The 13,600-nt window shown below is 68.3% G+C and carries 14 protein-coding genes; 5 read left to right on the forward strand and 9 right to left on the reverse strand.

All coding sequences use genetic code 11. From position 1 onward, the window contains the following. Positions 1–20 precede the first annotated feature (20 nt). Together ACN9MV_RS05140 and ACN9MV_RS05145 are read left to right on the forward strand one after the other, a co-directional pair. Positions 21–197, forward strand: coding sequence for a hypothetical protein (locus tag ACN9MV_RS05140; protein ID WP_164713437.1), 177 nt, complete (start codon positions 21–23; stop codon positions 195–197). Positions 198–266: 69 nt separating this feature from the next. After that, positions 267–746, forward strand: coding sequence for a hypothetical protein (locus tag ACN9MV_RS05145; RefSeq protein WP_426391503.1), 480 nt, complete (start codon positions 267–269; stop codon positions 744–746). Between the two features lie 7 nt (positions 747–753). Here the strand turns inward: ACN9MV_RS05145 and ACN9MV_RS05150 are convergent, their stop codons facing one another. After that, complete coding sequence (locus ACN9MV_RS05150) at positions 754–1,713, reverse strand: LysR family transcriptional regulator (protein ID WP_093056252.1); 960 nt, start codon at positions 1,711–1,713, stop codon at positions 754–756. 117 nt (positions 1,714–1,830) lie between these two features. Between ACN9MV_RS05150 and glyA the strand changes: the two genes are divergently transcribed. Then, a complete protein-coding gene (glyA, locus tag ACN9MV_RS05155) occupies positions 1,831–3,153 on the forward strand; it encodes a serine hydroxymethyltransferase (RefSeq protein ID WP_426391504.1) in 1,323 nt (440 codons plus the stop codon). 1 nt (position 3,154) lies between these two features. On the opposite strand, the gene ruvC is transcribed toward glyA, so the two are convergent. After that, on the reverse strand, positions 3,155–3,703 hold the full coding sequence (gene ruvC, locus ACN9MV_RS05160; RefSeq protein ID WP_093056250.1) for a crossover junction endodeoxyribonuclease RuvC: 549 nt from the start codon (positions 3,701–3,703) through the stop codon (positions 3,155–3,157). 150 nt (positions 3,704–3,853) lie between these two features. On the opposite strand from ruvC, the gene ACN9MV_RS05165 reads away from it, so the two are divergent. Then, on the forward strand, positions 3,854–5,917 hold the full coding sequence (locus tag ACN9MV_RS05165) for a tetratricopeptide repeat protein (RefSeq protein WP_426391505.1): 2,064 nt from the start codon (positions 3,854–3,856) through the stop codon (positions 5,915–5,917). 6 nt (positions 5,918–5,923) lie between these two features. On the opposite strand, the gene ACN9MV_RS05170 is transcribed toward ACN9MV_RS05165, so the two are convergent. Together ACN9MV_RS05170 and ACN9MV_RS05175 are read right to left on the reverse strand one after the other, a co-directional pair. Further along, the gene (locus ACN9MV_RS05170; protein WP_093078616.1) at positions 5,924–6,913 is read right to left on the reverse strand and encodes a phosphatidate cytidylyltransferase; all 990 of its coding nucleotides are present in this window, start codon (positions 6,911–6,913) and stop codon (positions 5,924–5,926) included. A 4-nt stretch (positions 6,914–6,917) separates the two neighbouring features. Then, positions 6,918–7,790, reverse strand: a complete 873-nt coding sequence (locus ACN9MV_RS05175; RefSeq protein ID WP_426391506.1) for a lysophospholipid acyltransferase family protein — start codon at positions 7,788–7,790, stop codon at positions 6,918–6,920. A gap of 9 nt (positions 7,791–7,799) precedes the next feature. Between ACN9MV_RS05175 and ACN9MV_RS05180 the strand changes: the two genes are divergently transcribed. Next, the gene (locus ACN9MV_RS05180; RefSeq protein WP_093056389.1) at positions 7,800–8,219 is read left to right on the forward strand and encodes a DUF2809 domain-containing protein; all 420 of its coding nucleotides are present in this window, start codon (positions 7,800–7,802) and stop codon (positions 8,217–8,219) included. Here the strand turns inward: ACN9MV_RS05180 and mtgA are convergent. Genes mtgA through ACN9MV_RS05205 form a run of 5 tightly spaced genes read right to left on the reverse strand, consistent with a single transcriptional unit; the run spans position 8,185 to position 13,415 of the window. Then, the gene (mtgA, locus tag ACN9MV_RS05185) at positions 8,185–8,928 is read right to left on the reverse strand and encodes a monofunctional biosynthetic peptidoglycan transglycosylase (RefSeq protein ID WP_426391507.1); all 744 of its coding nucleotides are present in this window, start codon (positions 8,926–8,928) and stop codon (positions 8,185–8,187) included. The two genes, ACN9MV_RS05180 and mtgA, sit on opposite strands and share 35 nt — an antisense overlap. Beyond that, on the reverse strand, positions 8,925–9,773 hold the full coding sequence (gene aroE / locus ACN9MV_RS05190) for a shikimate dehydrogenase (RefSeq protein WP_426391508.1): 849 nt from the start codon (positions 9,771–9,773) through the stop codon (positions 8,925–8,927). Before aroE ends, mtgA begins: the two co-directional genes overlap by 4 nt. 30 nt (positions 9,774–9,803) lie before the next feature. Next, complete coding sequence (locus ACN9MV_RS05195; protein WP_093056238.1) at positions 9,804–10,658, reverse strand: energy transducer TonB; 855 nt, start codon at positions 10,656–10,658, stop codon at positions 9,804–9,806. A 49-nt stretch (positions 10,659–10,707) separates the two neighbouring features. After that, positions 10,708–12,774 carry a ribonuclease catalytic domain-containing protein gene (locus ACN9MV_RS05200; protein WP_426391509.1) on the reverse strand — a complete coding sequence of 689 codons (2,067 nt, stop codon included), beginning with the start codon at positions 12,772–12,774 and terminating at the stop codon, positions 10,708–10,710. Between the two features lie 47 nt (positions 12,775–12,821). Beyond that, complete coding sequence (locus ACN9MV_RS05205) at positions 12,822–13,415, reverse strand: YqiA/YcfP family alpha/beta fold hydrolase (protein ID WP_093056235.1); 594 nt, start codon at positions 13,413–13,415, stop codon at positions 12,822–12,824. Between the last annotated feature and the right edge of the window lie 185 nt (positions 13,416–13,600).

The following is a 13,600-nucleotide window of genomic DNA, read 5'->3' on the forward strand; positions in this document are numbered from 1 at the left end:
CGCCCGTCTCTCAGTCCCTCATGCTTCTTTTTCGCTGGGCCATCCTGCTGCTTCTGTTGGTGGCGGGCGTGTGCTTTGCGTTCTATGCGGGCACGGGGCAGGCCAAGTACCGGCGCATCGGATGGATCGTGTTGAAGTGGACGCTGCTGGCAGCGTTCGGTTTCTTCGCGGTGCTGATCGCCGAGCGCGTGGCGTAGCCTTCGCGTCTTCGTTCGCATGTCCGGAAACGGCATGCGTGGCAGCACACTCCGGCGCACGATGGCGCCATGAATACCAACACATCCCCCAACCGGAATCCATTCGGCGTTGAAGATGCGCCCGACCCGGAGGGCGCAGATATCGAAGCGTTTGCCGAGAACATCGAACTGCACGGCGGGCCCGATGACCCGAACGCGCCTGCGTGGGGCACACCGGTGAACGACGCGCCGTCCTCGATCGTCGGCGCATGGTCCAGCCGCTGGAATGGCGGCGCCGATCCGACGATCCCCGGTGATTCCGAAGCTGCGTGGAAGCAGGGCAAGGCCACCGTGCGGGTGGCCGGCAGCCGGTTCTACCTGCTGTTCGATTGGGATGGCGGTGCCCGGCAGGCCCTGCTCGATGTTCGCTATGTCGATCCCGACACACTCGTGGGCCGCTACATCAACCTGAGCAATCCGGCCATCACGCAGCCCTGGGTGGGCCTGATCGTCGACAACCGCCGGATCGACGGCCGCTGGCCCAACGGGCGATTGGATTTCCGGCGATAGGGGCTGCTCAGGCTGCGGCGAGTGCCTGCAGGGCCTGCACTTGCTGTGCGAGCAGCGGCCCCTTGCGGTGCGCAGGCACCAGCAGCATGACCGTGTCTCCCACCGCCTTCGGCCGTCCCCAAGGCGCATGCAGCTTGCCTTGCGCAAGCAATGGCGCAACGAGCCGCTCACGGCCCATCAACACTCCTTCGCCATCGAGCGCGGCCTGCAGCGCGAGGCTGTAGAGCGAGAAGTCCGGCCCGGCAGCCATCGCTTCGGCTTCGACTGCCGTGAAGCCGGGGCGAACAGCCTGTAGCCAACGCGGCCAATCGTCGCGCCACACGGTGTCGTGCAAACCGCCGCAGCGCGCGAGCAGATCCGCCAGGTCATCGAGCGAGCGAGGACGCCCACTGGGCAACGGCTGCTGCAGGCGCGGGCTGCACACCGGCAGCAGCCGGTCGCGCACGAGCGGAATCGCCTGCGCGCCGACAGCAGCCTCGATGTGCTCACCGGCCCGCGCATAGAACAAGCCGAGATCGAAAGGCTCGCGGCGGAAGTTCGGCGGCTGCTCCAACGCGGTGACGGACACCTGCACGCCGGGCAGCGCGGCCTTCAGCTTCGAGAGCCGAGGCGACAGCCACAGCTGCGCCACGGCCGGCAGGGCGGCCACCTGCAGCGTGCTGCGGCGCGCGGCGGTCTGCGTCTCGTGGCGCAGCGCCTGTACTGCGAGGCCGAGCTGGTCGACGGCAGCGCTGAGCGCCGGCAGCGCGCGCCGCCCGTGCGCGCTGAGGCGAATACCCTGGCTGTGCCGCTCGAACAGCGCGCCGCCGGCCCATGTCTCCAGCGTCTTGATCTGCTGTGCGACGGCGGCCGGCGTGACGAAGAGTTCTTCGGCTGCGCGCGCGAAGCTGCCGTGGCGCGCAGCGGCCTCGAAGGCGCGCACGGCCGTGTGCGGCGGCAGGCGGGGGCGGGGCGGTGCGAGCGGCATCGGAGCAATCCTTCAGGCCAAGTTTTTCTAGGGCCCAGGCCCAGATTATCCGGTTTGCCCGACTGGCGGCGGCAGGCGACGATGCGGCCATTCACCACTTCCAGCGAGATCCACCGCATGCCAGCCGCCCTGCAACGCCGCCCCTGGGTTCCCGCCGCCAGCGAAGACCACGTGCTCTCCATTGCCGCCGATGCCGCTGCGCGCGATGCGGCGGGCGTCGCCGCCGAGATCGAACGGCTGGTGGCCGACAACCACCGCATCCACGATGTCGAGGGACTGAACCTCAACCCCGCCACCAACGTGATGAACCCGGCCGCCGAAGCGCTGCTGTCGCGCGGGCTCGGCTCGCGCCCCTCGCTCGGCTACCCGGGCGACAAGTACGAGATGGGGCTGGAAGCCATCGAGCGCATCGAGGTCGTCGCGACCGAGCTTGCAGCCGAGGTGTTCGGCGCGAAGTTCGCCGAAGTGCGCGTGAGCTCCGGCGCGCTGTCGAATCTCTACGTGTTCATGGCGACCTGCCAGCCCGGCGACACGATCATCGTGCCGCCGCCCAGCATCGGCGGCCACGTCACGCACCATGCGGCGGGCGCGGCCGGGCTCTATGGCCTGAAGCCTGTCTCCGCGCCGGTGGATGCCGACGGCTACACGGTCGATGTGGTTGCGCTGGCGAAGCTGGCGCGCGAGGTGAAGCCGAAGCTCATCACCATTGGCGGCAGCCTGAACCTGTTCCCGCACCCGGTGCCTGCGATCCGCGAGATCGCCGACAGCGTGGGCGCAAAGCTGCTGTTCGATGCCGCACATCTCTCGGGCATGGTGGCCGGCAAGGCGTGGCCGCAGCCGCTCGAGCAGGGGGCGCATGCGATCACCATGAGCACCTACAAGAGCCTGGGCGGCCCGGCGGGCGGGCTGATTGTGTCGAACGACGCGGCGCTGATGGAGCGCATCGATGCCATCGCCTACCCCGGCCTCACTGCCAACTCGGATGCAGGCCGCACCGCCGCGCTGGCTCGCGGGCTGCTCGACTGGAAGGTGCATGGCGTTGCCTATGCGGCCGCGATGCGCGAGACCGCGCAGGCCCTGGCGCGTGCGCTCGATGCGCAAGGCCTGCCCGTGTTCGCGAAGGCGCGCGGCTTCACGCAGTCGCACCAGCTCGCGGTCGAAGCGGCGCGCTGGGGCGGCGGGCAGCATGCGGCGAAGAAGCTCGCGCAGGGCGGCCTGCTGGCCTGCGGCATCGGCCTGCCGATCGCACCCGTGGAGGGAGACATCAACGGCCTGCGGCTCGGCGTGCCGGAGATCGTGCGACTGGGCTTCACGCCCGACGACATGCCACAGCTGGCCGATTGGATCGCGCGGGCTCTGGCAGGCGATGCGGCCATCGTCGCCGCTGAAGTGCGAGAGCGCCGCAAGCGCCTCGGCGAACTGCGCTACATCGTGCGCTGAGTCAGCGCGAGCGCCCTTGCCGGTAGGTGCCGGCATGCGTCTTCGACAGCTCGGCCGCTTCCGCGAGCCGCGCCATCGACCGCCCCACCTGCGCATGCGTGATGGCAATGCCCAGCGCGTCCGCCGCGTCGGCGCCCGGCAAGCCTGGCAACTCGAGCAGCCGCCGCACCATCTCCTGCACCTGCGCCTTGGCGGCCTGGCCGTGGCCGGCCACCGCCTTCTTCATCTGCAGTGCGGTGTACTCGGCCACAGAAAGGTTGTTGCTCACCAGCGCGGTCACGCAGGCGCCGCGCGCCTGTCCCAGCAGCAGCGTCGACTGCGGGTTGACGTTGACGAAGATGATTTCGACCGCCGACGCATCGGGCTGGTAGCGCGCGGTGATCTCCGCGATGCCGTCGAACAGCACCTTCAGGCGCGCCGGCAGGTTGCCGGTGCCCAGGTGCCGGGTACTGATGGTGCCGCTGGCCACGTAGCGCAGCGCATGGCCGTCCGCGTCGACCACGCCGAAGCCGGTGGTCTGCAAGCCGGGGTCGATGCCAAGAATGCGCATGAAAGGAAGCGAAAAGGCTTACGCCAGTGCAAAGAGGAGAGAGAAGGGACCGAACTATCGCTCGAAAGCAGCGCTATCGCGGGCAGAATCCGTGCCGATTCGTACAGTCTGCCCCGCTTTCCGCAGGGCGCGCCACACAAGGAAGCGAATGTGAATGTAGTCGAGTCCTCCGCGCAGCGGCAACTGGACGAGGCGCAAGCCTTGATCGAACGCCTGCAGCAGCACCCCGCCGAACGCGCGGCCGCGAGCTTCCGCCGCATCGAACTGCTCAACGACCTGGGCCGCCGCAACGAGGCACTGGCCGCCTGCACCCGTCTGCTCGACGAGTACGCAGCCAGGCCCGACGTCGGCGTGGTCGTGCCCTGCTGCCAGGCGCTGCGCCTGCTGGCGCACATGCTGCGCCAGATGCATCGCCCCGCCGACGCGCTCGCCACCCTCGACCGCCTGATCGCCGCGCACGGCCAGCGCAGCGAGCCCGCGATCCGCGAGCACATCGCCCATGCGCTGTATCAGCGCACCTGGTGGATCGACGAGCCCGAGGCGCGCTGCGAAGCCTGCGATGCCATGAGCGATCTGCTCGACAGCCAGCCCGATGCCGCGCTCGACGCGTGGCGTGTGGAGGCCCGGCTGCTCAAGGCCGAGATCGAACACCATCGCGGCCTGCCGCAAGATGCGCTCGCCACGCTGGAAGCGGTGATCGAGCGCTTCGACGGCAGCACCGACCCCGGCGTGGTGCTGCGCGTGGCGCGTGCGCGCCTGGCCTCGGTGCTGAACCTGCGCGAACTGGCGCAGCACGCGCAGGCCCAGGTGATGTGCCTGGCCGTGGCCGACCAGATCGAGGCCGGCCTTGCCGACGCGGCGCCCGAGCTGCGCATCGAAGGCGTGCGGGCGCTGACGCTGTTCTTCGACGGCTTCGGCATCGACGAGCACGCGAACCGCGCCGAGCTGGTCGGCTGGCTGCTCGACCGCTACGGCCGCGACGAGTCGTCGCAGGTGCGCCGCATGGCCGTGCGCCGTGCCTACGACTGGTCGGTGGGGTTGCGCGAGCAGGACGACGGAGAGGTCGCGCTGGCCGCTTGCGAGCGGCTGCTCGCCACCTTCGGCGCCGACACCGACGCCGGCGTGCAGCGCACCGTGGCGAGCGCACTGCTCAACAAGGGCTTCGTGCTGCTCGAACGGCTCAACCGGCCCGAGGAAGCGCTCGCGGTGTACGAGCAACTCGCGAAGCAGCTGAAGGACACGCCCACGCCCGAGCTGCAGGACACCCTGTCCAAGGCCAACGCTGGCCGCCAGGCCTGCCTGAAGCGACTGCGCAAGGCCGATACGGAGCTGCCACCCGAGCTGCGCGAAGAGGTGCGCGACAAGGTCAAACAGGGCCGCAAGCACGGCGATGCGGGCGAGTCGCGCGAGGCCATCGCACTGTTCGACGAAGTGCTGGCCGCGTATTCCGCATCGCCTCACCCGGAACTGCGCCGCCAGTGCGCGCGGGCGCTCGTCCACAAGGCCTTCTGCCTGGTCGCGCTGGATCGTTTTGCCGAAGTGATAGCCGCAGCCGACGCGATGGACGCGCGCTACGGCGCCGACCCGTCGACGGAGATGCAGGAGACAGTCGCGCTGTGCCTGCAGTACAAGAGCACCGCGCTCGACCGCCTCGGCCTGCACGACGACGAGATGCGGGTGCACGACGAGATCGTCGCGCGCTGGGGCAACTCCGAGCTGCCGGACCTGCGCGGGCGCGTGGTCGGCGCGCTGTTTCGCAAGGGCGCCACGCTGCGCCAGACCGGCCAGCTCAAGGCGGCCGTGGCCTGCTACGACGAAGCCGTCGCGCGCACCACCGGCGCGAGGGAAGGCACGCTGCAGCTGTGGGCCGCCAAGTCGATGATCAACAAGGCCAAGGCGCTCGACAAGCTCGGCGATCCCGTGGGGCAGGCCAAGGCGTATCGCGCGCTCATTGCGCGCTTCGGCGATACAGGCGATGCCGCGCTGCGCGAACGCGTCGCCAATGCCTGCGAATGGCTGGCCGAGGCCGAGGGCCGGCAAGGTCGTGTGGAGGCGCAGCGCGCGGCGCTCGAAGCTGCGCTGGGCCGTTTCGGCACGGCGTTGTCGGCCGAGCAGCGCACGCGGCTGACGCGCGAGCTGCAGGCGCTGAAGGCCAAGGCCTTCGGACGCGCGGCGAAGCAGGCCTTCGACCGCGTGGTGCGCCGCAAGGCTTGATGAGGTTCAGGCGTTGAAGTACCAGCGGATGGAGTGAAAGAAGATTGGGGCGGCGAAGCACAGGGCATCGACGCGGTCCAGCAGGCCGTTGGCCCCCGTCACGCCAACGCCCTTCTGCCCCCAGTTCGGAATGCCCCGGTCGCGCTTGAGCGCCTTCATCACCAGGTGCCCCATCGACCCCGCGATGCAGGCAATGACCGACACCGCGAGCGCCTGCCCGAACTTGAACGGCGTGATGAACGAGAACAGCGCGCCCACCAGGCTCGCCACCACGATGCCGATGCCCCAGCTGGTCCAGTTGAAGCTGCGGCTCACGTTGGGCGCGAAGGGCGCGCGCTGGGTGCGGCGCGATATCAGGTGCTGCACCAGCACCGAGGTCTGCACCACGAACACCAGGAAGAACACGAGGAACGCGCTCTTGCCCTCGTAGCCCGGAAAGCTCAGCAGCAGCAGCGCCGGCACGTGGCTCATGCCGTAGACGCAGACCATGATGCCCCACTGCAGCTTGGCGTTGCGCTCCAGGAAGTGGCTCGGGTCGTTGGCCAGCGCGCTCGCCACCGGTATCGCGAGGAACACGTACACCGGGATGAACACGGTGAACAGGTCGAAGCGCGCCGTGGCCACCAGCCAGAACTGGATCGGCAGCACCACGAAGAAGGCGAGGATCAGGCTGCGGTGGTCGCCCCGCCGCGTGGGCGAGAGCGTGATGAACTCGCGCAGCGCGAAGAAGGAGATCAGCGCGAACAGCACGGTGGCCACGGTTTCGCCCAGTGCCCAGCCGATCCAGAAAATGATGACCATGAACCAGGTGGTGCCCAGCAGTGCGCGAAAGTGCGCGAGCTCGGCCTGCCAGGTGGCGTCGTGCACGGGGTTGCGCTTTTCCCTGAAGCTCAGGAAGAAGGCGGTGGTGCTCACGATCACGAGCACGCCGAAGATGATGAGGAAGAGCGCCGCGACTTGCTGGGTCGGGGTCAGGTTGCGCAGGAACTGGTTCATGTCGTCAGACGTCGCGCAAGGCGATCACCGCGGCGCGCGCCCGGTCGAGGAAGGGCCGGCGTTCTTCGTCTTCTTCGACGCGGATCGGCGCGCCGAAGGTGACGGAGCAGAGGATGGGCACCGGCACGATCTCGCCCTTGGGCATCACGCGTTGCACGTTGTCGATCCATGCCGGCACCAGCACCACCTCGGGGAACATGGTGGCGAGCGTGTAGAGGCCCGACTTGAACTTCTGCGGCTCGCCCGTGTGGCCGCGCGTGCCTTCGGGGAAGATGATGATGGAGTCGCCGCTGCGCAGGGCTTCGACGAGGGGGGCGAGTGGATCGACGGCTGGGGCCGATGCCGCGACCGGGATTTCTTCGGGCGCCGCGGGCGGTGGCGGCTCTGGAGGAGGCGGCGGAGCGGGCGGCTCGGGAAGGTCGAGCCGGCCCTGCGCTTCGGGCACGGTCTCTGCGGGTGGTGCCGGCGGCGTCAAGGGCAGCAGCGGCTCCATCGAGGGCTCGATGCGCTCGGCAGGCATCGGCGGGCGTTGCGGTGGCAAGGCTTCGGCCACCACAGGTGCGGGTACGGGAGGTGCCGCTGCTGCAGCAGGCGCCGACGCCTGTCGCTCAACGTACACCGCGTTGAACACCTCCGTCGTGATCCAGCGCTTGACCGGCGTGTTGGCCCAGTAGTCACGCGCCGCGATGGGCCGCGTGATGCTGCGCAGCTCTTCAGGCAATGCCGCCCAGATCATCACGAGGTCGGCGTGGCTCTGGTGATTGGCGAAATAGATGCGCTGCTCGGCTTTCGGCGGACAGCCATACCAGCGCGCCTGCGCGCCAGTGAGCAACCGGACGATTCCCAACAACAACCAACCCGTGAGCTTTGCCAGCATATGGGCGCGATGATACGGGCCATGCGATGGCGTTTCGATCCTCTTTCACTCGTGTGGGCGGTGGCCCTGTTTCTCGTTCTCGTGCTGCTGGCCACCGTCGGCGCGCGCTGGGGCTGGCTGCGCAGCTTCTTCGGCGACGTGCTGGCCGTGGTGTGGGTCTACTTCGTCTTCAGGACGGTGATTGGCGCGCGCGTGCTGCCGTTGGCGTTGGCTGCGCTGGGCGTCGGCCTCGCGGTCGAACTCGGGCAGTACCTTGCGGCGGCGTGGCACTTGCACATTCCGAACCGCGCCTTGCGCATCGTGCTCGGCAGCACGGCTGACTGGTGGGACGTGCTGGCCTACGTGATCGGCTTTGCTGCCGTGCTGGCCATCGAGGGCCTGCGCGATGCGGTCGTCAGGGCAGCTCGGCCGCAGGCATCCGCGCCATGACCGTCGACGCACGCCCGCTCAGGTAGGGCGAGCCGATCCGGCGCTCGAAGAACTTGGGGCTCGGCAGCATCACTGCCAGGCGCGCGGCCTCGTTGGTGCTCAGGCGCGAGGCCGGCTTGCGGAAGTAGTACTGCGAGGCCGCCTCGGCACCGAACACGCCTTCGCCCCACTCGACGTTGTTGAGATAGATCTCTAGGATGCGCCGCTTGTCGAGCAGCACTTCGAGCAGCGTGGCAAGCAACAGCTCCTGGCCCTTGCGCAGCAAGGTGCGCTCGCCGGACAGCAGCAGGTTCTTCGCAAGCTGCTGCGTGATGGTGGAGCCGCCGCGCAGGCGCACAGGCTGTACCGGCTTGCCGCGCGCCACCGCGCGCGCTGCGCGCTTGGCGGCGAGTTCTTCGGCCCTGGCGTTGCGCTGGCGGGCGCGCTCTATGGCTTCCCACTCCACGCCGTTGTGGTCGACGAAGCCGGCGTCTTCGCTCGCGATGACGGCGCGCTTGAGCGTGTCGTTGATCTGCGCGTAGGGCACCCACTCCTGCCGCCAGCCGGCTCCGCTGCCTTGGTGGATGGCGATCTGAAAAGCCTCGGAGCGCTGGAACGCGGTGCTCTGCGGATCGAGCACGGTCATCGCCGCGATGCGCACCACGAAGAACAACTCGAGTGCCACGCCCGCCACCACGAGGCAGGCGATCAGGCGCAGCACTGCCTTCATTTCAGCTCGGCTCGAACTTCAGCCAGCACTTGCGCGGAAGGCGGCCGCACGCCGCGCCAGATCTCGAAGGACTCGGCAGCCTGCTCGACCAGCATGCCGAGCCCGTCGCGCGCGACCGCGCCATGCGCCTCGGCCCAGGCCATGAAACCCGCCGCCGCAGGGCCGTACATCATGTCGACCGCGAGTCCGCCGGCGCGCAGCACGCTGGCCTTCACAGGCACTGCATCGCCCGCGAGACTGGAAGCAGTGGCGTTGATCACCACGTCGAAGGCGCCCGGCACTTCGTCGAGCGCCCAGGCTTCGAGCGATGCGCCGTGGCGCAGCGCAATGGCCGCATGGCGGCGCACCAGCTCGACGGCCTTGCCCACGGTGCGATTGGCCACCACGACGCGCGAAGCGCCCGCGTCGAGCAGCGGGCCGAGCACGCCGGCCGCCGCACCGCCAGCGCCGATCAGCAGCAGCGCCTTGCCTTGTAGCGGCACGGCCGCGTTGCGAACGATGTCGTTGACCAGGCCGATGCCGTCGGTGTTGTCCGCATGGATGCTGCCGTCGGCGTCGAAGCGCAGCGTGTTGACCGCCTGCGCGAGCAGGGCGCGTTCGCTGGTGTGCTGCGCGAGCGCAGCGGCCTCGAACTTGAAGGGCACGGTGATGTTGCAGCCGCGCGCGGTGTCGCCGCGTTCGGCGGCTTCGCCGCGAAAGGCCGCGATGCCTTCGGCAAACGCGCCGAGCGGAATCAGCCGCCGGCCGTAGTCCATCTGCTGGCCGCAGAGTTCGGCAAAACGTGCGTGGATGCGGGGCGAGCGGCTGTGCTCGACGGGGTTGCCCATGACGCAGTACAGGTCCATGGCGTCTGCCTTCTTTTGTTGCGTCTGCTTCTACTGCGAGGAGAGTTCGACCGACCCGTCGTGCGCGAACCGGAAGTGCGGCCGGATCACGATCTGGTCGGCGTGCTCCTTGCGCATCGCGTCGGTGAAGGTGCCGAAGTTGCCGACGCTGGCAACGATGGCCTGGGCGCGCTTGTCCAGCAGCGCAATGCCCGAGCTTTCATCGACCACCGTCGAGAGCAGGCGACCGTCGAAGTTGACCGTGATGGTCATCGTCAGCTCGCCGTAGAGCTTCTTGCCGGCGAGCGTCGGAAAGTTGGCAGTGCCCTGCGCTTCCACCCGGCGGCGCAGCGAATCGACGTAGGTGGCGAAGGCCGCTTCGCGCGTGAAGGGGCTCAGGAAGCGCTTCTTCGGGCGTGCGTTTTCTTCGTTTACGCGCCGCTCGATTTCGGCCAGCAGATTGATCATCTGGCGGCGCTTTTCTTCCTGCGCCGTGGCCTCGGTCGGGTCCCCGGGGTTGCGCGGGTCGGGCGCGGGCATTGCGGCGAGGTCGCGCTTGAGCTGGGTGAGCATCTGCATCTGCTCGGTCTGCATCGCGTCGACCTTGCGTTGCGCATCTTCGAACGAATCGCCGACGGTGGTGAAGCTCGACGGCGGCAGCGGGCTGGTTGCGCGGCCCTTGTCGAGGTCGCCGCCGCCCGCAAGCGAGGTCTGGGCCCGCAGCCGGGCGCTGGGGTCGGGCTTGTCGTTGGTCTTGCTGTTGACCAGGATCACTTCGAGCGGTGTGTCGCTGAAGACCTTGTTGAACGATTCGGGATCGACGAAGCGCACCGCGAGCAGTGCGGCATGCGCAATGACCGACACGCCCAGTGCAATCTGCAGCGTGCTGAGGTCCTTGAAGTTCATTCTCGAAACTCCTCCAGGGGCCGCATTTCTTCGGACGATCCGCCGAAATTCATGCGGGTGTGTTTTCGGGCGCAGCAGCCTCGCTGTCGCTCAGGTCGACGGCAATGGCGATCGGGCCTGCGACCACTTCTTCTTCGTCGCCCTCATCGCTTTCGTCTGCGAGGGCCGCATCGGCCTTCGGCGTGTCGAGGCGTTCGAGCACCGTGCCGCTCACGTCGAGCGCGATCTCATCGATCTCGCCGAGCTTCACGCGCAGGCGGGCGCCGCGTTCCTGCTGGCCAGCCACGGGGAACACCAGCGGCAGCGTTTCGGCCCGCACCAGCGCGCCGTTCGGCAGGTCTTTGATGACGGTGGCTTCGAGCTCGGTGATGCCCTGCTGCTGCAGGTACTTCAGCGTCCAGAAGCGTTCCATGCCGCCCTGGTAGGCGTTGTACGTGGCATAGGCCGCGTCGAAGCCAGAGAGGATCGAGAACAGGTCGGCGTCCTTCGGCTTGAAGGGCGCGGCCAGCGCCGCGGTCTTGCCGTGGCGCGCGGCCGCGATGATCTGCCACTGGTTCACGAGGTCGGTGTAGCGGCGCAGCGGCGAGGTGCTCCAGGCGTAGCTCTTCACGCCAAGGCCCGCGTGCGGCAGTGCGCGCGTGCCCATGCGCACCTTGATGCCGGGCGCGAGGCTGGCCTGGCTGCGGTAGAGCCCGGGCACGCCCAGCTCGCCGAGCCAGCCGCCCCAGCTGCTGTTGGCCAGGATCATCGCTTCGGACACGATCAGGTCGAGCGGCGCGCCGCGCTGGCGCGTGCTGATCTGCACCTGCTCGCTGCCGGTGGGCTCGCCCTCGTTGCCGACGAGGCGGAAGTTGTAGTCGGGCCGGTTGAAGTTCTCGGGCTTGCCGCGCACCACTTCGCGCTGTGCCTTCAGCTGCTTGGCAAGGCGGAACAGGAAGGAGAGCGGGGCACGCAGTTTGGCGGCGGCTTCCGGAGTGTTGTCGCTCTGGAAGGGCGCGTCTTCGAGCCATGGCTGCGTGACGACAGTGTCGAGCTGGTCGTGGCGCAGGTTGGCCACGATGGGCACGCGCTCCAGCTTCGTTTCGGTGCCTTGCAGCTCCAGCGTGGCTTCGTCGAAGCGCGCGTACAGCGACACGGCCGGGCGGTCGCCGCCTTCGAGCAGCGTGTAGGTGTTGACCACCTCGTCGGGCAGCATCGTGATCTTGTAGCCCGGCATGTAGACCGTCGACATGCGCGCACGCGCCACGTTGTCGATGGCGCTGCCCGGCGTGAGCGCGAGGGCTGGTGCGGCGATGTGGATGCCGACGGTGACGGTGCCGGTGCCGAGGCCCTGCACGGAGAGGGCATCGTCGATCTCGGTGGTCTGCGAATCGTCGATCGAGAAGGCCTGCACCTCGGAGGCCACGGGCAGATCGTCCACGATGGCGGGCGCCGCGAGCGCAGGGAAGCCGGTGCCCTTGGGGAAGTTCTCGAACAGGAAGCGCCGCCAGTGGAACTGGTAGGGCGAGTCGATGGCGCCGGCGCGCTCCAGCAGGTCGAGCGGCGGACGCTGCGTGGCGCGCGCGGCGTCGACCACGGCCTTGTATTCGGGGGCGTTCTTGTCGGGGCGGAACAGGATCTTGTAGAGCTGCTCGCGCACAGGTGCGGGGCAAATGCCCTCGGCCAGCTGTGCGGCCCACTCGGCGATCTGCGCCTGGATGACCTTCTTCTTCTCGATGGCGGCCAGCGCCTGCTGCACGATCTCGGCCGGCGCCTTCTTGAAGCGCCCCTTGCCCGCGCGGCGGAAGTAGTGCGGCGCCTCGAACAGCGCGAACAGGGCGGCCGCCTGCTGGGCGAGCGAGGGCTTTTCGCTGAAATATTCGGCGGCCAGCTCGGCAAAGGCGAATTCGCCCTCGGGCGCGAATTCCCAGGCGAGGTCGAGATCGAGGGCGGCGGCGAGCGAGCGCGCCTCGGCGATCAGATCGGCGGGCGACGGCTTCTCGAAACGCAGCACGATGTTGGCGCCCTTGACCTTGACGCGCTTGCCGGTTTCGAGCTCGATTTGTGCCGATGCTTCGGCCTCCGACAGCACGCGGCCGCCGAGGTACTTGCCGGCTTCTTCAAACAATACAAACATGGCGCGGATTGTCCCATGCAGGATGGGCCCGCTCGGCCCGGCTGTGCTCAGACCGGGTTGATGAAGGCCATCACGTCGTCCAGGTGGGCCTTTTCGAAATCCGACAGGGCGTGGTCGCTGCCCTCGAGCAGCTTGATGTTGCTGTCGGGGTAGCGCGCGGACATTTCGTGCCAGTCGAGCGCCTCGTCACCCTTGGCGATGATCGCGAACACGCGTTCGGGCCGCGTGAGCGGGCCGACTTCCATCGCACGAAGCTCGTGGATGTATTCGGGACGGAAGTAGAAATGCTCGGCGGGGTCGTGCCAGACGGTCTGGTCGCCGATGTAGCGCGTGAGGTCGCGCGCGGGATGCACGGCCGGGTTGAGCAGCACCGCGCGGCAACGCGTCATGCCGGCCACGTAGGTGGCGTAGTAGCCGCCGAGCGACGAGCCCACCACCGCCATCGACTTGCGCGGCCAGTGCGCGATGCCCTTCATCACCATGTCGATGGCATCGTGCGGCGACGGCGGCAATTGCGGGCACCACCACTGCAGATTCGGATGCTGCCGCGCCACGCGCTCCGCGACGATCCGGGCCTTGGTCGAACGAGGCGAAGAACGGAAACCGTGCAGGTAAAGCAGGTGTGTGGTTTGCGGATCCATGCGAGGAAAAGACGGGAGGTGCGGGCGTCGCACCTCGCTTGCCGGGAACGGGTAATTCTGCATGAGGTCTGTTCTCGCGAGGCCGCTTCCAACATACAAAAAACCCGCCGGACGAGGTTCTTCGGTAAGGCCATAGCTTACTGAGAGCCCGAGGCGCGCCGGCATTTCGCGTGCCCCGGTTCGGG

The organism is Variovorax sp. R-27, from assembly GCF_049913215.1.
Taxonomy (GTDB): Bacteria; Pseudomonadota; Gammaproteobacteria; order Burkholderiales; family Burkholderiaceae_C; genus Variovorax.

Bases quoted from the DNA above. Each gene is read 5' to 3' on its own strand.
- ACN9MV_RS05140 (WP_164713437.1), top strand. From the start codon at position 21: ATGCTTCTTTTTCGCTGGGCCATCCTGCTGCTTCTGTTGGTGGCGGGC.
- ACN9MV_RS05145 (WP_426391503.1), top strand. From the start codon at position 267: ATGAATACCAACACATCCCCCAACCGGAATCCATTCGGCGTTGAAGAT.
- ACN9MV_RS05150 (WP_093056252.1), bottom strand. From the start codon at position 1,713: ATGCCGCTCGCACCGCCCCGCCCCCGCCTGCCGCCGCACACGGCCGTG.
- glyA (WP_426391504.1), top strand. From the start codon at position 1,831: ATGCCAGCCGCCCTGCAACGCCGCCCCTGGGTTCCCGCCGCCAGCGAA.
- ruvC (WP_093056250.1), bottom strand. From the start codon at position 3,703: ATGCGCATTCTTGGCATCGACCCCGGCTTGCAGACCACCGGCTTCGGC.
- ACN9MV_RS05170 (WP_093078616.1), bottom strand. From the start codon at position 6,913: ATGAACCAGTTCCTGCGCAACCTGACCCCGACCCAGCAAGTCGCGGCG.
- ACN9MV_RS05175 (WP_426391506.1), bottom strand. From the start codon at position 7,790: ATGCTGGCAAAGCTCACGGGTTGGTTGTTGTTGGGAATCGTCCGGTTG.
- ACN9MV_RS05180 (WP_093056389.1), top strand. From the start codon at position 7,800: ATGATACGGGCCATGCGATGGCGTTTCGATCCTCTTTCACTCGTGTGG.
- mtgA (WP_426391507.1), bottom strand. From the start codon at position 8,928: ATGAAGGCAGTGCTGCGCCTGATCGCCTGCCTCGTGGTGGCGGGCGTG.
- aroE (WP_426391508.1), bottom strand. From the start codon at position 9,773: ATGGACCTGTACTGCGTCATGGGCAACCCCGTCGAGCACAGCCGCTCG.
- ACN9MV_RS05195 (WP_093056238.1), bottom strand. From the start codon at position 10,658: ATGAACTTCAAGGACCTCAGCACGCTGCAGATTGCACTGGGCGTGTCG.
- ACN9MV_RS05200 (WP_426391509.1), bottom strand. From the start codon at position 12,774: ATGTTTGTATTGTTTGAAGAAGCCGGCAAGTACCTCGGCGGCCGCGTG.
- ACN9MV_RS05205 (WP_093056235.1), bottom strand. From the start codon at position 13,415: ATGGATCCGCAAACCACACACCTGCTTTACCTGCACGGTTTCCGTTCT.